Source organism: Pseudarthrobacter oxydans (assembly GCF_030812335.1).
Lineage (GTDB): Bacteria > Actinomycetota > Actinomycetes > Actinomycetales > Micrococcaceae > Arthrobacter > Arthrobacter oxydans_B.
Window position 1 is genome coordinate 472,270 of sequence record NZ_JAUSSN010000003.1, and the last position, 18,891, is coordinate 491,160.

24 protein-coding genes are annotated in these 18,891 nt (G+C 63.2%); 4 read left to right on the forward strand and 20 right to left on the reverse strand.

What is annotated here, in order from left to right; genetic code table 11:
• Positions 1-525 precede the first annotated feature (525 nt).
• Positions 526-1,008 carry a hypothetical protein gene (locus J2W14_RS07390; protein ID WP_307460524.1) on the forward strand — a complete coding sequence of 161 codons (483 nt, stop codon included), beginning with the start codon at positions 526-528 and terminating at the stop codon, positions 1,006-1,008.
• 781 nt (positions 1,009-1,789) lie between these two features.
• On the opposite strand, the gene J2W14_RS07395 is transcribed toward J2W14_RS07390, so the two are convergent.
• The 8 genes from J2W14_RS07395 to J2W14_RS07430 form a co-directional block, all read right to left on the reverse strand.
• Positions 1,790-2,680, reverse strand: a complete 891-nt coding sequence (locus J2W14_RS07395; RefSeq protein ID WP_307460526.1) for a tRNA pseudouridine synthase A — start codon at positions 2,678-2,680, stop codon at positions 1,790-1,792.
• Between the two features lie 31 nt (positions 2,681-2,711).
• Complete coding sequence (gene rplQ, locus J2W14_RS07400) at positions 2,712-3,296, reverse strand: 50S ribosomal protein L17 (protein ID WP_307460530.1); 585 nt, start codon at positions 3,294-3,296, stop codon at positions 2,712-2,714.
• Positions 3,297-3,373: 77 nt separating this feature from the next.
• A complete protein-coding gene (locus J2W14_RS07405; protein ID WP_024366109.1) occupies positions 3,374-4,384 on the reverse strand; it encodes a DNA-directed RNA polymerase subunit alpha in 1,011 nt (336 codons plus the stop codon).
• Between the two features lie 132 nt (positions 4,385-4,516).
• Positions 4,517-4,918 carry a 30S ribosomal protein S11 gene (gene rpsK, locus J2W14_RS07410; protein WP_018773682.1) on the reverse strand — a complete coding sequence of 134 codons (402 nt, stop codon included), beginning with the start codon at positions 4,916-4,918 and terminating at the stop codon, positions 4,517-4,519.
• Positions 4,919-4,959: 41 nt separating this feature from the next.
• Positions 4,960-5,334 carry a 30S ribosomal protein S13 gene (rpsM, locus tag J2W14_RS07415; RefSeq protein WP_024366110.1) on the reverse strand — a complete coding sequence of 125 codons (375 nt, stop codon included), beginning with the start codon at positions 5,332-5,334 and terminating at the stop codon, positions 4,960-4,962.
• 175 nt (positions 5,335-5,509) lie between these two features.
• Positions 5,510-5,623, reverse strand: a complete 114-nt coding sequence (rpmJ, locus tag J2W14_RS07420; protein WP_009358722.1) for a 50S ribosomal protein L36 — start codon at positions 5,621-5,623, stop codon at positions 5,510-5,512.
• Between the two features lie 68 nt (positions 5,624-5,691).
• A complete protein-coding gene (gene infA / locus J2W14_RS07425) occupies positions 5,692-5,913 on the reverse strand; it encodes a translation initiation factor IF-1 (RefSeq protein ID WP_011775571.1) in 222 nt (73 codons plus the stop codon).
• A 177-nt stretch (positions 5,914-6,090) separates the two neighbouring features.
• Positions 6,091-7,107: a P1 family peptidase gene (locus J2W14_RS07430; protein WP_307460535.1), complete on the reverse strand. Its 1,017-nt coding sequence runs from the start codon at positions 7,105-7,107 to the stop codon at positions 6,091-6,093.
• A gap of 264 nt (positions 7,108-7,371) precedes the next feature.
• Here J2W14_RS07430 and J2W14_RS07435 point away from each other — a divergent pair, with 264 nt between their 5' ends.
• The 3 genes from J2W14_RS07435 to J2W14_RS07445 all read left to right on the forward strand — a co-directional run bounded on the left by J2W14_RS07435 (position 7,372) and on the right by J2W14_RS07445 (position 10,667).
• Positions 7,372-8,322, forward strand: coding sequence for a carbohydrate ABC transporter permease (locus tag J2W14_RS07435; protein ID WP_307460538.1), 951 nt, complete (start codon positions 7,372-7,374; stop codon positions 8,320-8,322).
• A 74-nt stretch (positions 8,323-8,396) separates the two neighbouring features.
• Complete coding sequence (locus tag J2W14_RS07440; RefSeq protein ID WP_307460634.1) at positions 8,397-9,251, forward strand: carbohydrate ABC transporter permease; 855 nt, start codon at positions 8,397-8,399, stop codon at positions 9,249-9,251.
• 69 nt (positions 9,252-9,320) lie between these two features.
• The gene (locus J2W14_RS07445) at positions 9,321-10,667 is read left to right on the forward strand and encodes an ABC transporter substrate-binding protein (protein WP_307460541.1); all 1,347 of its coding nucleotides are present in this window, start codon (positions 9,321-9,323) and stop codon (positions 10,665-10,667) included.
• 325 nt (positions 10,668-10,992) lie between these two features.
• Here J2W14_RS07445 and map read toward each other — a convergent pair whose 3' ends face one another.
• The 12 genes from map to rplN form a co-directional block, all read right to left on the reverse strand.
• Complete coding sequence (map, locus tag J2W14_RS07450) at positions 10,993-11,820, reverse strand: type I methionyl aminopeptidase (RefSeq protein ID WP_307460543.1); 828 nt, start codon at positions 11,818-11,820, stop codon at positions 10,993-10,995.
• Between the two features lie 104 nt (positions 11,821-11,924).
• On the reverse strand, positions 11,925-12,494 hold the full coding sequence (locus J2W14_RS07455; protein ID WP_307460636.1) for an adenylate kinase: 570 nt from the start codon (positions 12,492-12,494) through the stop codon (positions 11,925-11,927).
• A gap of 5 nt (positions 12,495-12,499) precedes the next feature.
• Complete coding sequence (gene secY, locus J2W14_RS07460; RefSeq protein ID WP_307460546.1) at positions 12,500-13,810, reverse strand: preprotein translocase subunit SecY; 1,311 nt, start codon at positions 13,808-13,810, stop codon at positions 12,500-12,502.
• Positions 13,811-13,996: 186 nt separating this feature from the next.
• On the reverse strand, positions 13,997-14,488 hold the full coding sequence (gene rplO / locus J2W14_RS07465; RefSeq protein ID WP_091563112.1) for a 50S ribosomal protein L15: 492 nt from the start codon (positions 14,486-14,488) through the stop codon (positions 13,997-13,999).
• The gene (gene rpmD / locus J2W14_RS07470) at positions 14,488-14,694 is read right to left on the reverse strand and encodes a 50S ribosomal protein L30 (RefSeq protein ID WP_307460552.1); all 207 of its coding nucleotides are present in this window, start codon (positions 14,692-14,694) and stop codon (positions 14,488-14,490) included. The genes rplO and rpmD overlap by 1 nt, the downstream gene beginning before the upstream one ends.
• Before the next feature lies 1 nt (position 14,695).
• Entirely contained in the window at positions 14,696-15,376 is a 681-nt protein-coding gene (gene rpsE / locus J2W14_RS07475) for a 30S ribosomal protein S5 (protein ID WP_307460639.1), read from the reverse strand.
• Between the two features lie 26 nt (positions 15,377-15,402).
• Entirely contained in the window at positions 15,403-15,786 is a 384-nt protein-coding gene (gene rplR, locus J2W14_RS07480; protein WP_307460555.1) for a 50S ribosomal protein L18, read from the reverse strand.
• 2 nt (positions 15,787-15,788) lie between these two features.
• Positions 15,789-16,325, reverse strand: a complete 537-nt coding sequence (gene rplF, locus J2W14_RS07485) for a 50S ribosomal protein L6 (protein ID WP_301226749.1) — start codon at positions 16,323-16,325, stop codon at positions 15,789-15,791.
• 18 nt (positions 16,326-16,343) lie between these two features.
• Positions 16,344-16,742: a 30S ribosomal protein S8 gene (gene rpsH, locus J2W14_RS07490; RefSeq protein WP_307460559.1), complete on the reverse strand. Its 399-nt coding sequence runs from the start codon at positions 16,740-16,742 to the stop codon at positions 16,344-16,346.
• Positions 16,743-16,832: 90 nt separating this feature from the next.
• Positions 16,833-17,414, reverse strand: coding sequence for a 50S ribosomal protein L5 (gene rplE, locus J2W14_RS07495; RefSeq protein ID WP_024366124.1), 582 nt, complete (start codon positions 17,412-17,414; stop codon positions 16,833-16,835).
• The gene (gene rplX, locus J2W14_RS07500; RefSeq protein WP_307460561.1) at positions 17,414-17,773 is read right to left on the reverse strand and encodes a 50S ribosomal protein L24; all 360 of its coding nucleotides are present in this window, start codon (positions 17,771-17,773) and stop codon (positions 17,414-17,416) included. The genes rplE and rplX overlap by 1 nt, the downstream gene beginning before the upstream one ends.
• 3 nt (positions 17,774-17,776) lie before the next feature.
• Positions 17,777-18,145, reverse strand: coding sequence for a 50S ribosomal protein L14 (gene rplN / locus J2W14_RS07505; protein WP_003803789.1), 369 nt, complete (start codon positions 18,143-18,145; stop codon positions 17,777-17,779).
• Positions 18,146-18,891 lie beyond the last annotated feature (746 nt).

The window sequence follows — 18,891 nt, forward strand, 5'->3', positions numbered from 1 at the left end:
TTCCGGATGGGCAGCAGACGATGTTGGATGCTGCGTGAGAACAGGCCCGGACTCGAGCTTCGGTGATCGGCTCGTTGGCCGAGCGTGGCATCACGGGAATTGCTGTCGCTGACAAGGCCGCGTTGGAGCTCGAAGTGTCCGGCGCCAGATTTATACGTTGCTGCCAGGGAATGAACGCCACAGGACGCCTATAGGGAAGGAGAGGGCGCCTAGTCACCGACCGGCTGTCGGGACGGGTTCGAAACCGGGCCCGGCGGGACGCTGTGAGCGACGGGACTGCCCTAATTAGTCTTCAGGTATGAAACCTAGCGTAATTCTTATTGTTGCTCTTCTACTGGTGGTCATCGTAGTTGTCGTTATTTTGGCATGGGTGAGCTTCGGGGACCGCCCAGGCCCAATGAGCCCAACGGTGCTCAATCAGTTGGGAGAATAAGCCAGAGTGTTGCAGGCCAACGTGCACGATCGCCAGTCGGACACCCGGTTGAGGTAGTGCCATTCGCTCCTGCCGACGGTATCGTGTTAGCCGTGGGCTACTACGTCAGAGCATTTTGCACTAAGGGCGAACCTTCACCGTTGCGGCCGGTCCTTGAATACGCCGCTGAATGTGGAGCATCTCTTGCCCTCGATCCGCCGGTCAGCGAGTCTTCCCTTGACGAGGGCAGCTGGGAGCAGGTTGGTATTGCCTACAAGGATCACAAGGCGCCGATCCTGTTCGAAATTAATCGCGACGATGGAAAAGATGAGTCCGACATGCGCGAAGAGATCGAAGAGTTCATAGAGTTACTCGAGGACGTGCGAAACACAAGGAACCGAAGGCGCGTTGAGAAACACCTGCGGAGTACGCGGTTTATCGTCTCAGCCCAGCTGCCCAGCTCCGACATTGACGAGGATGGCTACGCCGCCCTGGGGCATGTTCTGACCTACTTCGTGAACAACAACGGCGCAATGATCCAGGCGGATGGGGAAGGCTTCTACGAGGGCGGGAAAGTCATCGTAGAACTCGACTAGCTGTAGTATTCCGGCCCCTAGCTAACCGAGCATCCCGCACGAGGTTCAGCTGCGGGCCGCCATAGGTTACTTCGCGAGGCATCTCGTGCATCTAGTTAGCGCCCGAAGGACTAAAGGAAACGTGGTAGCCACTAGCTCGCGACCAAGGAGCCGGGGGGCATCAGATACGGGGGGAAAGATCGTGATTTCCCCGCTGGTTAGCGCATGATCCACGCATTCTGCGACTCGCACGGCATCGGCCTCAGAGGATCCTGCATGCAGACGTACTGCAAGGTGGGAAGTGGGCATGTCGGCGCTCGTGATGGCACTTTCTACGCTTGGGTCGTCCGCGCACGTATCCAAAGATTCATAGACCGGGAAACCAACAGCGACACTCCAGCGGCCGTCGGCAGAGGCGGCCCGCGGATAGTCTGCTGGCGCAGCTGGCGCACAAGCCGCCAGCAGCACCACCAGTAATGGAGTGAATATCTGTTTCCGCATGGAGTCCCCTGAAGCTAAGAGCCCGTACATCTAACTCTATTGGGGCGGCCCACCCTGCGCCTGGTCCGGCCTGGCCTGTCTCATAACCGTTGTGAATCGAATCCCTAGGGTTACGAGAAAGCCTAGTGGCTCCAGCTGGGGGACCTTAATCTATCGGGTGCTACAAAATCCCAGGCCTGCTCCCGCAACGAACGACTTGCGACCGCGGCGCCTGGCGCTTCACATCACCCAGGCCGCAGCCGCCCGGCACTTCAGCGTTTGGCCCACAGACATGCCCTGGGTCCGGCGGACGCGGGCGGCGCTACTGGCGCCTAGCGCGGGTCAGCTCGGCCCTGGCCAGCAGCCCGCTGGCCGTCGGGTAGGCCACCTCTTCCAGCACCAGCGGATGCGGGGCCGCCAGCACGGACTTGGCGTCCCGCTGCCGGGCAATCAGCCGTTCGTGCAGCCAGCCGGGCGCCTCGATGCCGGCCCCTACAAACAGCGCCGATCCCACGAGCGAGCGGACCATGTTGTGGCAGAACGCATCGGCCTGGACCGTGGCCACCAGGACGCCGTCGGCGCCGCGGGCGAACTCGAAACGCTGGAGTTCCCGGATGGTCGTGGCACCTTCCCGCGGCTTGCAGTAGGACCGGAAATCCTGGAGTCCCAGCAGCTGGGAGGCGCCCTCGTTGAGCAGACCGACATCGAGCGGTTCCTGATGCCACAGCGTGGCGGAGCGGCCCAGCGGGTCCCAGAGGAGCGGGCCGTCCGCAATCCGGTAGCTGTAGCGGCGCCAGAGCGCGGAGAACCGCGCGTCGAAGCCTTTGGGTGCGATGGTGACCTTGTGGACCTCGATGGACCCGGTGAGGTCGCCCAGCCCGCGGCTGAGGGCGCCGCGGAGCCGCCTCAGCAGCGCGACGGCCGGATCCAGCTCCACGCCGCGGTTCAGGCCCAGCCACTCGGCCTCCGTGAAGTCCACGTGGACCACCTGGCCGCGGGCGTGCACCCCGGCGTCGGTCCGTCCGGCGACGGTGACCCGGATCGGCCGGCGGATGAGCAGGGCCAGGGCTTCCTCCAGGGTGCCCTGGACGGTACGGCGTCCGGGCTGGACGGCCCACCCGCTGAAGGGTCCGCCGTCGTACGCAAGATCAAGCCGGACACGCAAAAACCCGCCGCCCCCTCTAACGGGGGCAGCGGGTTTCTGGTCGTTCATAGACTTAAGTCTATGCGAAGAAATCAGCGAATTATTTCGCTTCCTTCTCGTCCTTCTTAGCGGGGGCTTCCTCAGCGGCCGGAGCCTCTTCGGTTGCTGCTGCTTCAGTCTCAGTCGCTTCAGCGGCCGGAGCCTCTTCGGTTTCAGCGGCTTCGGTCTCGGCGACCGGAGCAGCTTCTGCCTTGTCGGCGTCCTTCTTGTCGGCATCGCGCTTGGCGGCGGAGGTAGCCTCGGCTACAACTGCCTGCTTGGCGGAAACCGGCTCAAGAACCAGCTCGATGACAGCCATGGGAGCGTTGTCGCCCTTGCGGTTGCCGATCTTGGTGATGCGGGTGTAGCCGCCGTTGCGGTTCTCCACTGCCTGTGCAATGTCGGTGAACAGCTCGTGGACGATGCCCTTGTCGCTGATCAAGCCGAGTACACGGCGGCGGGAAGCCAGGTCGCCACGCTTGGCGAAAGTCACCAGGCGCTCGGCGTACGGCTTCAGTCGCTTGGCCTTGGTCACCGTGGTGGTGATCCGCTTGTGCTCGAACAGTGCGGCGGACAGGTTCGCGAGCATCAGACGCTCGTGACTCGCTCCGCCTCCGAGGCGCGGACCCTTAGCGGGGGTAGGCATAATAGTTTCTCCTCATATGGAAGCCGTTGGGCTGCGCACACCGTGGTGCATCCAGCCGGCAGGCCAAGATCTGTTTGTTAGAGCTCGTCGTCGCTGAAAGCGGCGTCGTCCTCTTCAATTGCTGCGGCGCGTGCTGCGAGGTCAAAACCGGGAGGCGAGTCCTTGAGGGACAGGCCCAGTTCAACCAGCTTTGCCTTGACCTCATCGATGGACTTCGCACCGAAGTTACGGATGTCCATGAGGTCGGCCTCGGAGCGGGCCACGAGTTCACCCACGGTGTGGATGCCCTCACGCTTGAGGCAGTTGTAGGAACGGACGGTGAGGTCCAGATCCTCGATCGGCAGGGCCATGTCTGCTGCCAGGGCAGCATCCGTCGGCGACGGGCCAATCTCGATACCTTCAGCTGCGGTGTTCAGCTCGCGGGCCAGACCGAACAGTTCCACCAGGGTGGTACCTGCCGAAGCAACGGCATCGCGCGGGGCGATGGCCTGCTTGGTCTCGACGTCGACAATGAGCTTGTCGAAGTCAGTGCGCTGCTCAACACGGGTAGCTTCCACGCGGAAAGTAACCTTCAGCACCGGCGAGTAGATCGAGTCGACCGGAATACGGCCGATCTCGGAGTCGCCGGACTTGTTCTGGGCTGCCGAAACGTAGCCGCGGCCGCGCTCGATGGTCAGTTCGAGTTCGAACTTGCCCTTCGAGTTCAGCGTGGCAATGTGCAGATCCGGGTTGTGGAATTCGACGCCGGCCGGCGGAGCGATGTCCGCGGCGGTGACGACTCCCGGGCCCTGCTTGCGCAGGTAAGCAACAACCGGCTCGTCGTGCTCGGAGGAAACCGACAGGTTCTTGATGTTCAGGATGATCTCGGTGACATCTTCCTTGACACCCGGAACCGTGGTGAACTCGTGCAGCACGCCATCGATCCGGATGCTCGTGACAGAGGCACCGGGGATGGAGGAGAGCAGGGTACGGCGGAGGGAGTTTCCGAGGGTGTAACCGAAACCGGGCTCCAGCGGTTCAATAATGAAACGGGAGCGGTTGTCGGAGACGACCTCTTCGGAGAGGGTGGGGCGCTGTGCAATGAGCACTTAGGTTTCCTTTCGGCGAGCATCCGCTATATGACGCAACACAGGTGGTGGAAAGATCGGTCTGAGACTTAACGCGACTGGGCTTGCCCGGACCCGCGAAGGTCCGGGCAAGCACCGGTGCGCTGGAAAGCCTTAGACGCGGCGGCGCTTCGGCGGACGGCAGCCGTTGTGGGCGCTGGGGGTTACATCCTGGATGGATCCAACCTCAAGGCCAGCGGCCTGCAGTGAACGGATTGCCGTTTCGCGTCCCGAACCCGGGCCCTTGACGAATACGTCAACCTTGCGCATGCCGTGCTCCTGCGCACGCTTTGCGGCGGCTTCGGCGGCCATCTGGGCTGCGAACGGGGTGGACTTACGTGAGCCCTTGAAGCCAACCTCGCCGGACGAAGCCCAGGAGATGACAGCACCGTTCGGGTCCGTGATGGACACGATGGTGTTGTTAAAGGTGCTCTTGATGTGCGCCTGGCCCAGCGCGATATTCTTTTTGTCCTTCTTACGCGGCTTGCGAACCGCGCCACGAGTCTTCGGGGGCATTATTTCTCCTACAGAAAGTTATCGGGGGGAAGACGAGCGGTTTAGCGCGTCTTCTTCTTGCCTGCAACGGTGCGCTTCGGACCCTTACGGGTACGTGCGTTCGTCTTCGTACGCTGTCCGCGCACTGGCAGGCCCTTACGGTGGCGAATACCTTCGTAGCTGCCGATTTCAACCTTGCGGCGGATATCTGCTGCTACTTCGCGGCGAAGGTCACCCTCAACCTTGTAGTTGCCTTCAATGTAATCACGCAGCTGGACGAGCTCGGCGTCGGACAGGTCCTTGACCCGAACGTCCGCGCTGATGCCGGTGGCAGCCAGGGTTTCGTGTGCACGGGTCTTGCCCACGCCGTAGATGTAAGTAAGCGCAATTTCCAACCGCTTTTCGCGGGGAATGTCTACGCCAGCGAGACGAGCCATAGAGGCAGTGCTCCTTGAATAAACCGGAGGTCGTAGGCAGTACACCCGCACATTCCGTGCGGCCCCAGCCTCCGACCGGGGGTTAGCTGTACGGGCTCATACGTCCCAGATCAGCTTGTGCTGCCTTTTATTTACTTGCGTGGGTTAGCAACCCAGGATTTCCCGAAGAGGGAAATTAGCCCTGGCGCTGCTTGTGGCGCGGGTTCTCGCAGATCACCATGACCCGGCCATTACGGCGGATCACTTTGCACTTTTCGCAGATCTGCTTGACGCTCGGCTTGACCTTCATGGCGTTCCTTTGCGTGTTGCAGTGGTCAGCTGGACCGGCCTTCGGCTATTGCTCTGGCCGCCCAGTGTTTACTTGTAGCGGTAGACGATACGACCACGTGTCAGGTCGTACGGGCTCAGCTCCACCACTACCCGGTCCTCAGGGAGAATCCTGATGTAGTGCTGGCGCATCTTTCCAGAGATGTGTGCCAGAACGACGTGCTTGTTGGTGAGCTCAACGCGAAACATCGCGTTAGGCAGCGCCTCAGTCACAACGCCCTCGATCTCAATGACCCCGTCCTTCTTGGCCATACCCTCCGCTAACTGTTGTTTGCCGCAGCCCTTCGGCTTGCACCGGAAATCACCGCGGACGTTTTTGATTGATTGGCTGATGCCTCCCGGCCCCAAAAGGGCACAACAGGGCAGACAACCAACAGACAACATTACGCCATCACGGCCCGAATGTTAAATCCAGCAAGCGTAGCGCACTCAGCGTCCGTATGCACCAAATTCGCCCGCCGGCGTGCTCACGGCCTCCGCGCAGGCGACCCCGTCCAGGATGGCCAGACGCACGACGTCGGCTGCCGCGCTCTGCAGGGTGATGAGGCTCGCGTTACGGGCGGCCTCGCTGCTGCGGTCGAGCGCGAGCGCGCCGGTGGCGAGGCAGAAGACGGTGTCCCCGTCCGCGAGGGTATGGCTGGGATTCAGCGCCCGGGCCAGCCCGGCGTGGGCTGCCGACGCGGTCCGTTTGCATTCGGCCTTGTCCAGGATCGCGTTCGTGGCGACGACGACAAGGGTTGTGTTGAGCGCGGGCGGCGGCACCTGCTGCGCAGATTCCGGTGCGGCTTCCGCCGCAGCAGCCGCAACCCTCGGCGTGCTCGCTCGTTCCTCGCTTAGACGCACGCTGCCGGGTTCCGGCTGTTGCGGCGATGTGCCAAAAGGTAACCCGAGGGCGTTGACCACTGCGAGGGCTCCGACGACGACGCCGTTGTCTAAAGTGATGGATGCGGTTCCCACCCCGCCTTTGTACGTCCCTCTGCCTATGAGGGCTCCGGTGCCGGCGCCGACGTTGCCTCGTTCGACGTCGTGCTCGATCTTGCGGGCGGCGGCGTCCGCGGTGGCCGCGTAGCCCATGGCCGCGTCCGGGCGGGCGGCGAAGTCCCCGCCGCGGCCGAGGTCGAAAATGGCGGCGGCCGGGACGATCGGGACCACGCCGCCGGGCACGGCGAATCCCCGGCCGTTCTCCTCGCACCATTGCTGGGCGCCGTGGGCAGCGGCGAGGCCGAAGGCGCTTCCGCCGGTGAGCACGACGGCGTCGACGGTCCGGCTCAGGGTCGTGGGGTCCAGGGCGTCGGTCTCATGGGTTCCGGGGCCGCCGCCGCGGACATCGACGGAGCCCACCGTCCCGACGGGAGGCAGCACCACCGTCACCCCGCTCAGCCAGCCCTCATCCGTCCTGCCGGCGTGGCCCACCCTCAGGCCGGGCACATCAGTAATTGCAGTCATGGCTCTATTGTGCTCCCCGCCGACCGCCGCCGCCTGGTCGGCTTTTCCATCGTCTGGAAGAATCGCCCCCAGATGTCTGTGGTCCAAACGATCGTTATGTAATACTGCATGCAACACAGCGTGAACGGGCAACGAAGCCTAGGACAACAAAGCTCTACTGGTGTCTCGTGCGGGGTTCTGCCCACCAACCGTGTGGTGAAGTGATAGCAAGGTATCCCCGCCCACCCGCCTGCCCCGGCAGGCACGGACCCGTTAGAGACCTGAATGACGCGACAATTGACCGACCGGCCCCGCGCCGTCGTCGAGGCGAAACCGGCCGCGACGCCACGTGCCCGCTGGTCCGCCAGAACCCGCCGGGACTTCTTCGTCTTCCTGGCCCTGGCCCTGCCCAACCTTCTCCTGATTGCGGTGTTCACCTACCTCCCGCTCTTCAACAACATCTACTACTCCACGCTGGACTGGACGCTGGGTTCCGCCTCGGCCACGGTGGTGGGCCTCGATAACTACGTAACGTTCTTCACGAGTTCGGACGCCACCAAGGTCCTGGGCACCACCGCCATTTTCACCCTGGTCACGGTCGGCGGGTCCATGGTCCTTGGCCTGCTGGTGGCCCTGGCCCTGAACTCCAGGATCCGCGGGACAACGTTCGCGCGCTCGGCCGTCTTCGCCCCCTACGTGCTCAGCGGCGTCGGCGTCGGCCTCGTCTGGCTGTTCATATTCGATCCCGGCTACGGGGTGCTCGCTTGGCTGCTGCGCGGGCTCGGCCAGCAGAGTCCGCAGTGGATCAATGATCCCCAGTTGTCCCTGGTCATGGTCATGATCGTCTACGTCTGGAAAAACCTGGGCTACTGCGCCGTCGTCTACCTCGCCGGGCTGCAGTCGCTCCCGCAGGATGTCATGGAGGCCGCATCACTCGACGGGGCCAACGGCTTCAAGCGCTTCGTGACCATGTCCCTGCCGCTGCTCTCCCCCACCACATTCTTCCTGCTCATCACCACCATGCTCAGCTCGCTGCAGGCGTTTGACCTGATCCGGATCATGACCCCGCTGGGCAACGGCACCAGCACGCTGATCTACGAGGCCTACCTCCAGGCCTTCGGCGCGTTCAACCGGGCCGGCTACTCGGCGGCCATCTCCGTAATCCTGTTCGCCATCCTGCTCATCATCACCGTGCTGCAGCTGCGGTTCGTCGAACGGAAGGTGCACTACTCGTGAGCCTGCTCTCCCCCGTCAGCCCCGACCCCGCCGCCGATGCCGGCCCCGCCTCCGGCGCAGGGCCCGACATCCCCCTGCACCGTCACCGGCCGTTCTCGCGGGCCAACCTGACCCAGACCATCGCCGGCGGCTACCTTCCGCTGATCCTCAGCACCCTGGTTGTCTTCCTGCCGCTGCTGTGGATGGTGCTGAGTTCCTTTAAGCAGCCCGGCGAAATCATCACCATGGACTTGAAGATCCTGCCGGAGGGCCTGAACCTCGAGAACTACAACATCGCCATGACGACGGTCCCGTTCGCGCAGTTCTTTATGAACAGCCTGATTGTCACGACCGTGGGCGCCACCATCAAAGTCCTCCTGGCCATCCTGACCGCCTACGCGCTCGTGTTTGTCCGTTTCCCTTACAAGAACATCATTTTCGTGCTGATCCTGGTGGCCCTGATGGTCCCCCCGCAGGTATCCATCCTGCCCAACTACATCCTGATCGCAGGGATGGGCGGCAAGAACACCCTGTGGGGCATCATCCTCCCGGGCCTGGGCACGGCGTTCGGCACGTTCCTGCTCCGCCAGCACTTCATGACGCTGCCCGCGTCCATCCTGGAATCGGCAGAGATCGACGGCGCCGGCCACTGGCGCCGCCTCTGGCAGATCGTGGCGCCGGTCTCCGGACCGTCGATCGCCACGGTGGCCCTCGTCGTCGTCGTGAGCGAATGGAACGACTACATCTGGCCGCTGATCATCACGGACCGGCCCGAGACGATGACCCTGCCGGTGGGCCTGACGCTGCTGCAGAACTCCGAGGGCAACGGCTCCGGCTGGGGCATCCTGATGGCCGGCGCCGTGCTCGTGATCGTCCCCATCCTGCTGGTATTCGCGGCTCTGCAGCGTTACATCGTGGCCGGCCTGACCCAGGGCAGCGTCACCGGGTGACGCCGCCGTCGAAAGCTCCAACTCAAACACAGCCATTTCAACGAGTCAGCATCATCGAGAGGATCCACCATGGCATTGAATCTTGACCGCAGGCACTTCCTGGGACTGGCAGGTGCCGGCGCCGGCGCCGCCGCGCTGTCGGCCTGCGGAGGCCCGTCCACCGCAGGCCCCGCGCCTGCGACCGCGGCCGCCGACATCGACTTCAGCGGCGTCAAGCCCGCAGCCTCGATCGATTTCTGGTCCAACCACCCGGGCAAGTCCCAGGACGTGGAGAAGGCGATCATCGAGAAGTTCCACGCGAAGTTCCCGGAGATCAAGGTCAACCTGGTCACCGCCGGGGCGAACTATGAGGAAATCGCCCAGAAGTTCCAGACCTCGCAGGCCGCGAAGTCCGGCCTTCCGGGTCTTGTGGTGCTCTCGGATGTCTGGTGGTTCCGGTACTACTCCAACGGCAACATCATCGCCTTGGACAGCCTGATCAAGCAGCTGGACGTCAAGGTCGATGACTTCCAGAAGTCCCTCATCGCGGATTACCAGTACGAGGACAAGCAGTGGGCGCTGCCTTACGGCCGTTCCACCCCGCTGTTCTACTACAACAAGGACCACTTCAAGGCCGCCGGGCTGCCGGACCGTGCCCCGAAGACGTGGCAGGAGTTTGCCGAGTGGGCACCCAAGCTGAAGGCCAGTTCCGGCGCCCAGTACGCCTACATCTACCCGGCGCTGGCCGGCTACGCGGGCTGGACGCTGCAGAACAACCTGTGGGGCTGGGGCGGCAGCTGGTCCGACGAGTGGAAGTTCAACTGCGATTCGGCCGAGTCGGTCGCCGCGCTGCAGTGGGCCCAGGATTCCATCTTCAAGGACAAGTGGGCCGGGGTCTCGTCCAAGGAAGCTGCTGATGACTTCGCGGCGGGGATCACCTCGTCAACGATTTCCTCGACGGGTTCCCTGCTGGGGGTGCTGAAGTCCGCGAAGTTCAACGTGGGCGTCGGCTACCTGCCGGGCGGTCCGAAGAACGAAAGCCCGGTGTGCCCCACCGGCGGCGCAGGACTGGGCATCCCCAGCGGCGTCAGCAAGGAAGTGCAGCTCGCCGCCGCGACCTTCCTGAAGTTCATGACGGAACCAGAAAACACGGCCCAGTTCTCCGCGGCGACCGGCTACATGCCCACCCGCACCTCGGCCGACATGACCGCGGTACTGGCAGCCACCCCGCAGATCAAGACCGCCATGGACCAGCTCGCCGTGACCCGCGTGCAGGACAACGCCCGCGTGTTCCTGCCGGGCGCGGACCAGGAGATGGCCAAGTCCGCGGCGGCGATCCTCACCCAGCAGGGCGACGTCCAGGCCACCATGACGGCGCTCAAGGCCACCCTGGAAGGCATTTACACCAAAGACGTGAAGCCCAAGCTCAAGAGCTGACGGCCCGCACGGTCTCCGCCGCTACGACGAATCCCTGGCGCTGCCGGTCTTCCAGCAACGCCAGGGATTCTTCGCGTCGCCGGCCATGGTGCGCGTCGCCGGCGCCAATGCGCATCGCAGACTGCATCGGGACGGGCGCGACGCCGAGCGGGGCCAATTTCGCGGCACCAACTTTCCGCCGACGCGCTAAATCCCTGACGCTGCCACATTCCGGCGTCGCCAGGGATTCTTTGCGTCGCCGGCCGTAACGCGCATCGCCGGCGCCAATGCGAGTCGCCAGTGCGGCGCCAACGCACGTAGCCAGCGTTGCTCCGCGTTCGGGGGCTTAGGGGATCGGGACGGGCACGACGCCGAGCGGGGCCAGCTTCGCGGCTCCGCCGTCGGGCGCGGAGAGCACCCAGATGCCCTTGTCGTGGACCGCGACGGAATGCTCCCACTGGCAGGAGCGCTGGCCGTCGGTGGTCACCACGGTCCAGTCGTCCTCCAGCACGGCCGTTTCGATGCTGCCGCGCACCAGCATCGGTTCGATGGCCAGGCACAGCCCGGGCCGGATCTTCGGCCCGCGGTGGTTGGTGCGGTAGTTCGGGACGTCCGGGGCCATGTGCATCTCGGAGCCGATGCCGTGGCCCACGTAGTCCTCGAGGATGCCCAGGGCCTTGCCGGGCACGGAGGAGACGTAGTCGTCCACGGCGTTGCCGATGTCGCCGATGAACTTGCCGGTCGCCAGCGCGGCAATCCCGTGCCACATCGCGGCCTCGGTGACATCGGAGAGCCGCTGGTCCTCGGGGTCCGCGGTGCCCACGATCACGGTGCGGGCGGAGTCGGAGTGCCAGCCGCCCAGGATCGCGCCGCCGTCGATCGAGAGGATGTCCCCGTCCTGCAGGACGCGGTCCCCCGGGATGCCGTGCACGACCTCCTCATTGACCGAGGTGCAGATCGTGGCGGGGAAGCCGTGGTAGCCCAGAAAATTCGACGTGGCACCGGCGTCCTTGAGCACTGCGGCGAACACGGCGTCAAGGTCCTTGGTGGTCTTCCCCGGCGCGGCCGCCGCAACCGCGGCGTCGAGGGCCCGGCTGAGGACAAGCCCCGCCTCGTGCATGGAGCGCATCTGGGGGTTGGTCTTGTATTCGATGCGTGGCTGGCCGAATGCCATCCGCAACTTCCTTTCAATGGGTGTGCCGGCGCGGGAAGGCCGCCGGCCAAATGGCTGAGGCCCCTCCCGATGTTCCGGGAGGGGCCTCGAGGTGCGCGGGCCGGTCAGGCCGCCTGGGCCTCTTTGATGGCCTGCATAACGCGGTCGGTGACCTCGTCGATGCCGCCAATGCCGTCGACGCGGGTCAGGATGCCGCGGTCGGCATACTTGGCGACCACGGCTTCCGTCTGCTCGTGGTAGAGGTCAAGGCGGTGCCGGATGACGGCTTCGTTGTCGTCAGTGCGTCCGGTTTCCTTGGCGCGACCCAGCAGGCGGGTGACGAGTTCCTCGTCGTCGGCCGTGAGCTGCAGGACGACGTCGAGCTTCTGGTCGCCGTCGGCCAGAATCCCGTCGAGGTAGTCCACCTGCGCGGTCGTGCGGGGGTAGCCGTCCAGGAGGAAGCCGTTTTCCACGTCGCCCTCGCTGAGCCGGTCGCGGACCATCTTGTTGGTCACGCTGTCCGGGACAAAGTCGCCCGCATCCATGTACGTCTTGGCTTCGATGCCCAACGGCGTCTCACCCTTGACGTTGGCGCGGAAGATGTCCCCGGTGGAGATCGCAATCACGCCGAGGCGCTCCGAAATGCGCTCCGCCTGCGTTCCCTTGCCGGAGCCGGGAGGTCCGATAATCAACATTCTCGTCATCGCAAAAGCCCTTCGTAGTGACGCTGCTGTAGCTGCGCATCAATCTGCTTGACGGTCTCCAAACCTACGCCGACCATGATCAGGATCGAGGTGCCACCGAACGGGAAGTTCTGGTTGGCATTGATCAGGACCAGTGCGACCAGCGGGATAAGTGCCACAAAAGCCAGGTAAATGGCACCGGGGAGCGTGATCCTGGAAAGCACATACTGCAGGTAGTCTGCGGTCGGCTTGCCGGCACGGATACCCGGAATGAAGCCGCCGTACTTCTTCATGTTGTCAGAAACTTCTTCAGGGTTGAAAGTGATCGCAACATAGAAGTAAGTGAAGAACACAATCATGGCGAAGTAGAGCACCATGTAGATCGGCTGGTCACCGCGGACCAGGTTGTTGTTGATCCACTCCACCCAGGGTGCAATCGGCTCGCCGGGCTGGGGCTGGTTGAACTGCGAGATCAGTCCCGGCAGGTACAGCATCGAGGAAGCGAAGATGACGGGCACGACGCCGGCCATGTTCACCTTGATCGGGATGTACGTGCTGGTGCCGCCCACGGTCCGCCGGCCGATCATCCGCTTGGCGTACTGCACCGGAATGCGGCGCTGGGACTGCTCCACGAAGACCACCGCGGCCACGGTCAGCAGGCCGATGACCAGGACCATAAAGAAGGTGCCGGGGCCCTGCGAGGTCCAGATGGCGCCGAGCGAGCCCGGGAAGCTGGACACGATCGAGGTGAAGATGAGCAGCGACATGCCGTTGCCGACACCCTTTTCGGTCACGAGCTCGCCCATCCACATGATGAGGCCGGTGCCGGCCGTCAGCGTGATGATGATCAGGATCGTGGTGACGATGCTGTCGTCCGGGATGATCGGCAGCTGGCAGTTCGGCAGCAGCTGGCCCGAACGTGCGAGCGACACAAGGGTCGTGGCGTTGAGCAGGCCGAGGGCGATCGTCAGGTAACGCGTGTACTGCGTCAGCTTCGACTGGCCCGAGGCGCCCTCCTCGTACAGCTGCTGGAAGCGGGGAATGACCACCCGGAGCAACTGGACGATGATGCTGGCCGTGATGTACGGCATGATGCCCAGGGCGAAGACAGACACCTGGAGCAATGCACCGCCGCTGAACAGGTTGACGAGCTGGTAGATGCCGCCCGTGGTCTGACCGTTCTGCAAGCATTGCTGGACATTCTGGTAGTTCACACCAGGCGAGGGGATGAAGGCACCCAAGCGGAAGATTGTGATGATTCCCAGCGTGAACAACAACTTGCGTCGCAGATCAGGCGTGCGAAAGGCCCGGCCAAATGCGCTAAGCAAGCGTCCTCCTGAGTAATAAGTAAAGTCGTGTGAGATAGGTCAAATAAACCCAACAACCGAGTCTAACGGGTGGACGCGCCCTGCGGACAATCGCAGGGCCGGGAAAATAGAAAAACTCCCGGCACCCTGGGCCTGAGCCCCGGGTACCGGGAGTTTCCAACAACGGGCAACTGCCCCGCCGCCTCGTTAGAGGGCGGTGGTGCTTCCGCCTGCTGCAGCAATCTTTTCTGCGGCGCTGGCCGAGAATGCGTGGACGGTGACGTCAACCTTGACGGTGATGTCGCCGGTGCCAAGCACCTTGACGGGCTGGTTCTTGCGAACGGCACCCTTTTCGACCAGGTTCTCCACGGTGACTGCGCCACCTTCCGGGAACAGCTCGTTGAGCTTGTCCAGGTTTACAACCTGGTACTCAACCCGGAACGGGTTCTTGAAGCCGCGCAGCTTCGGCAGGCGCATGTGCAGCGGCAGCTGGCCGCCGGCAAAGCCAGCCTTGATCTGGTAGCGGGCCTTCGTACCCTTGGTGCCACGACCAGCGGTCTTACCCTTGGAGCCTTCGCCACGACCAACACGGGTCTTGGCGGTTTTGGCACCCGGGGCGGGACGCAGGTGGTGAACCTTCAGTGCGTTCTGCTTCTCAGCGGCGCCCTGTGCCTTCTCGGCGGTGTTCTTCTCTGCCATTACTTCGCCTCCTCTACCTTTACCAGGTGCGGAACCGTGTTGAGCATCCCGACGGTCACGGCGTCGGCGGTGCGGACAACGGTGTGTCCGATCCGCTTCAGGCCGAGGGACCGCAGGGTGTCGCGCTGGTTCTGCTTGCCGCCAATAGACGACCTGATCTGAGTGATCTCCAACTTTGCGTCGGAGACAAGCACGTTCTTAGCCAACTCAGACACCTGCCTTCTGGTTCAAAAGCGCCTTCACCATTGCCGGCGGAGCGATCTCGTCGAGCGGGAGGCCGCGGCGTGCTGCCACTGCTGCCGGCTCTTCGAGGCGCTTCAGCGCGTCAACGGTCGCGTGCACGATGTTGATGGCGTTGGAGGAACCGAGCGACTTGGAGAGGATGTCGTGGATGCCCACGCACTCCAGTACTGCACGGACCGGACCGCCGGCGATAACACCGGTACCGGCGGAAGCCGGACGCAGCATAACGACGCCTGCGGCCGCTTCACCCTGAACGCGGTGCGGAATGGTGCTGCCGATGCGGGGAACGCGGAAGAAGGACTTCTTGGCTTCTTCAACGCCCTTCGCGATGGCGGCGGGAACTTCCTTGGCCTTGCCGTAGCCGACGCCGACCATACCGTTGCCGTCACCGACGACGACGAGGGCGGTGAAGCTAAAGCGACGACCACCCTTGACGACCTTGGAAACACGGTTAATGGTTACGACGCGCTCTACGAACTGGCTCTTTTCGGCTTCGCGGCCACCATCGCGGCCACCACGGCCACCACGGTCGCCACGGCCCTGGCCGCGGTCGCCACGCTCGCCACGACGAGCGCCACCACGGGCGGCGTCGGTGGTAGCAGGCGCAGCGGTCTCAGTTGCCGGAGCAGCTACAGCTTCAGTCACCTGAATGTCCTTTTCGTTATTTTCGGTCACAGTGACAGCCCACCTTCACGTGCGCCGTCAGCGACGGCGGCGATCCGGCCGTGGTACTTGTTACCACCGCGGTCGAAGACAACAGCTTCGATTCCGGCAGCCTTGGCACGCTCGGCGACGAGCTCGCCAACGCGCTTGGCCTTGGCAGTCTTGTCACCGTCGAATGCACGAAGGTCGGCTTCCAAAGTGGAGGCGCTCGCTACGGTCAGGCCCTGGGTGTCATCGACAACCTGGACGAATACGTGGCGTGCGGAACGGTTGACGACCAGACGAGGACGTACAGCCGTTCCGGAAATGCGCTTGCGGATACGAAGCTGGCGGCGGCTGCGCTGGGCAGACTTGCTCTTGTTCGTACGCTTCTTGTTAATTGCGATCGCCATGGTTACTTACCAGCCTTTCCGACCTTGCGGCGGATGACTTCGCCTGCGTAACGGATGCCCTTGCCCTTGTAGGGGTCCGGCTTCCGCAGCTTGCGAATGTTGGCAGCAACCTCGCCGACCTGCTGCTTGGAGATGCCTGAAACAGAGAGCTTGGTCGGGGTCTCTACTGCAAAGGTGATGCCGTTCGGTGCCGAGACACTAACCGGGTGGCTGTAGCCCAGAGCGAACTCCAGGTCAGAACCCTTTGCCTGAACGCGGTAACCGGTACCGACGATTTCAAGCTTCTTCTCGTAGCCTGCGGTGACACCCTGGATCATGTTGGCGATCAGGGTGCGGGTCAGGCCGTGCAGCGAACGTGAGGCGCGCTCGTCGTTCGGGCGGGCGACAGTCAGGGTGCCATCTTCCAGGGAGACCTCGATCGGGCTGGGCACAGTGTGGCTCAGCTCGCCTTTGGAACCCTTGACGTTGACGACAGAGCCGTCAACCTTGACCTCAACGCCGGCAGGAACGGTGATGGGGAGACGTCCAATACGTGACATTATTCTCTTCCTTTCCCGTTACCAGACGTAAGCGAGGACTTCGCCGCCCACGCCCTTCTTGCCGGCCTGCTTGTCAGTCAAGAGGCCGGAAGAGGTGGACAGGATTGCGACACCCAGGCCACCGAGCACGTGCGGCAGGTTGGTGGACTTTGCGTAAACGCGCAGTCCCGGCTTGGAAATACGACGAACGCCAGCGATTGAACGCTCGCGGTTCGGACCGAACTTGAGCTCGAGGGTCAGCTTCTTGCCAACCTCCGCGTCTTCTTCTTTCCAGGAGGCGATGTAACCTTCGGCCTTCAGGATGTCGGCAACGCGTGCCTTGAGCTTGCTGTACGGCATAGACACGGAATCGTGGTATGCCGCGTTTGCGTTGCGCAGACGCGTAAGCATGTCTGCGACGGGATCTGTCATTGTCATGGTGGGCTCTTGCCCTTCCTCATAACGGTTTCCGCCGTGCAGTCATCCCCGGAGGGAAACCAGCACGGTCGGACCTTTTACGTAGCTAGATTAATCTTCGGTCTTGAACGGGAAGCCAAGCGCCTTGAGCAGCGCGCGGCCTTCGTCGTCGGTCTTGGCAGTGGTCACGACGGTGATGTCCATGCCGCGTACGCGGTCGATGGAATCCTGGTCGATCTCGTGGAACATAACCTGCTCGGTCAGACCGAAGGTGTAGTTGCCGTTGCCGTCGAACTGCTTGCCGCTGAGGCCCCGGAAGTCACGGATACGCGGCAGAGCCAGCGTGACCAGACGGTCCAGGAATTCCCACATGCGGTCCCCACGCAGAGTTGCGTGTGCACCGATCGGCATGCCTTCGCGCAGCTTGAACTGTGCGATCGACTTGCGGGCCTTGGTTACCTGCGGCTTCTGGCCGGTGATCAGGGTCAGATCGCGGACAGCGCCGTCGATCAGCTTGGAGTCCTTAGCGGCATCTCCAACACCCATGTTCACAACGACCTTGACCAGACGGGGAACCTGGTTGACGTTCTCGTACTTGAATTCCTCAACGAGCGTGCTCTTGATGGAATCCGCGTACTTGGTCTTCAGACGAGGAACGATCTTGCTTGCCGGAGTCTCGAGAGTCTCAGTCATTAGATGTCCTTCCCTGAGCTCTTGGCCACGCGGACGCGCACGTCGCGCTTCACGCCATCGCGCTCAACGGTCTCGGTGCGGAAACCGACGCGGGTGGGCTTCTTGGTGGACGGGTCAACCAGAGCCACGTTGGAGATGTGGATCGTAGCCTCGACGACTTCGATGCCACCGGTCTTGGTGCCGCGCTGCGACTGACCGACCTTGGTGTGCTTGGTTACGCGGTTAATGCCTTCGACCAGCACGCGGTTGGTCTCGGGGAAAACGCGCAGAACCTTGCCCTGCTTGCCCTTGTCGCCGCCGCGCTCAGCCTTGGCGCCAGTGATGACCTGAACGAGGTCACCCTTTTTGATCTTAGCCATGGACTAAAGCACCTCCGGAGCCAGAGAAACGATCTTCATGAACTTCTTATCGCGAAGTTCACGACCAACCGGTCCGAAGATACGGGTACCGCGGGGGTCACCGTCGTTCTTCAGGATCACAGCTGCGTTCTCGTCAAACTTGATATAGGAACCATCCGCACGGCGGCGTTCCTTCTTGGTACGGACGATGACAGCCTTGACGACGTCGCCCTTCTTTACGTTGCCGCCCGGAATTGCGTCCTTGACGGTAGCGACGATGACGTCGCCAATGCCTGCGTAGCGACGGCCAGATCCACCGAGAACGCGAATGGTAAGGATTTCCTTAGCACCCGTGTTGTCGGCGACCTTGAGTCGCGACTCCTGCTGAATCACTATTTACTCCTTGCGTCGCGCTGGTTCTCAGACCGAAAATCTTCCTACGGAATGAGCCTTGCGGAACGGTTGATCGGGGTGTCTCTTGACCTGCCTGGATTTTGCCAGACCAGGCCTAAACTCCCGTGCCAAAAACATTTGCTTCCCAGGCGGCTTCCGACGAATCGGGGCGCTAGGGGGCACTATGCCGTGGCACGATTGTTTACGAGGTTGATGACAGCGCACAGAGGGCGCCATACAAACTCAAAATCTTAGCACGTTTCGGGCGTATCCCCATATCACAGCTTCGCCGCCACAGCACAGGCCAATGCCGGAAAGTCCAGGGCAGTTCGGGGCAGCCCGCGGCAGTCCGGGGTAGTCCAGGGCAACACAGCCAGCGCGGCAGCAGGGCCGACCGGAGCTGTACAAGCCAGCACGGCACAGCAGCGCCCGACGTCGTCACGCACGGCAGTCTTTTGGCCCCGTTGGTGCCACACTCCCCCGGAATCCCGGCCCTCCGGCGTCGAGGTCGGGCCGAAACCCTGCTCTGCGTGACGCGTGACGCGTGGGCGTGGGCGCGGCCTGCAGCGCGGGCGCGCGGGCATGACGCCCGGCCCGCGGCGTGGGTCCGGCGGCAGCCAGGCCGACCGGAGCTATACAGGCAGCACGGCCCAGCAGCGCCCGACGTCGTCACGCACGGCAGTCTTTTGGCCCCGTTGGTGCCACACTCCCCCGGAATCCCGGCCCTCCGGCGTCGAGGTCGGGCC

Coding starts and splice junctions, on each gene's coding strand:
- rpsH (WP_307460559.1), bottom strand. CDS start 16,742: ATGACAATGACAGATCCCGTCGCAGACATGCTTACGCGTCTGCGCAAC.
- rpsM (WP_024366110.1), bottom strand. CDS start 5,334: ATGGCTCGTCTCGCTGGCGTAGACATTCCCCGCGAAAAGCGGTTGGAA.
- rplE (WP_024366124.1), bottom strand. CDS start 17,414: ATGACTGAGACTCTCGAGACTCCGGCAAGCAAGATCGTTCCTCGTCTG.
- rplO (WP_091563112.1), bottom strand. CDS start 14,488: ATGGCAGAGAAGAACACCGCCGAGAAGGCACAGGGCGCCGCTGAGAAG.
- rplR (WP_307460555.1), bottom strand. CDS start 15,786: ATGGCGATCGCAATTAACAAGAAGCGTACGAACAAGAGCAAGTCTGCC.
- J2W14_RS07445 (WP_307460541.1), top strand. CDS start 9,321: ATGGCATTGAATCTTGACCGCAGGCACTTCCTGGGACTGGCAGGTGCC.
- rpsK (WP_018773682.1), bottom strand. CDS start 4,918: ATGCCCCCGAAGACTCGTGGCGCGGTTCGCAAGCCGCGTAAGAAGGAC.
- rplQ (WP_307460530.1), bottom strand. CDS start 3,296: ATGCCTACCCCCGCTAAGGGTCCGCGCCTCGGAGGCGGAGCGAGTCAC.
- J2W14_RS07455 (WP_307460636.1), bottom strand. CDS start 12,494: ATGTTGATTATCGGACCTCCCGGCTCCGGCAAGGGAACGCAGGCGGAG.
- J2W14_RS07395 (WP_307460526.1), bottom strand. CDS start 2,680: ATGAACGACCAGAAACCCGCTGCCCCCGTTAGAGGGGGCGGCGGGTTT.
- infA (WP_011775571.1), bottom strand. CDS start 5,913: ATGGCCAAGAAGGACGGGGTCATTGAGATCGAGGGCGTTGTGACTGAG.
- rplF (WP_301226749.1), bottom strand. CDS start 16,325: ATGTCACGTATTGGACGTCTCCCCATCACCGTTCCTGCCGGCGTTGAG.
- rpmJ (WP_009358722.1), bottom strand. CDS start 5,623: ATGAAGGTCAAGCCGAGCGTCAAGCAGATCTGCGAAAAGTGCAAAGTG.
- map (WP_307460543.1), bottom strand. CDS start 11,820: ATGGCATTCGGCCAGCCACGCATCGAATACAAGACCAACCCCCAGATG.
- J2W14_RS07430 (WP_307460535.1), bottom strand. CDS start 7,107: ATGACTGCAATTACTGATGTGCCCGGCCTGAGGGTGGGCCACGCCGGC.
- J2W14_RS07435 (WP_307460538.1), top strand. CDS start 7,372: ATGACGCGACAATTGACCGACCGGCCCCGCGCCGTCGTCGAGGCGAAA.
- rplX (WP_307460561.1), bottom strand. CDS start 17,773: ATGGCTAAGATCAAAAAGGGTGACCTCGTTCAGGTCATCACTGGCGCC.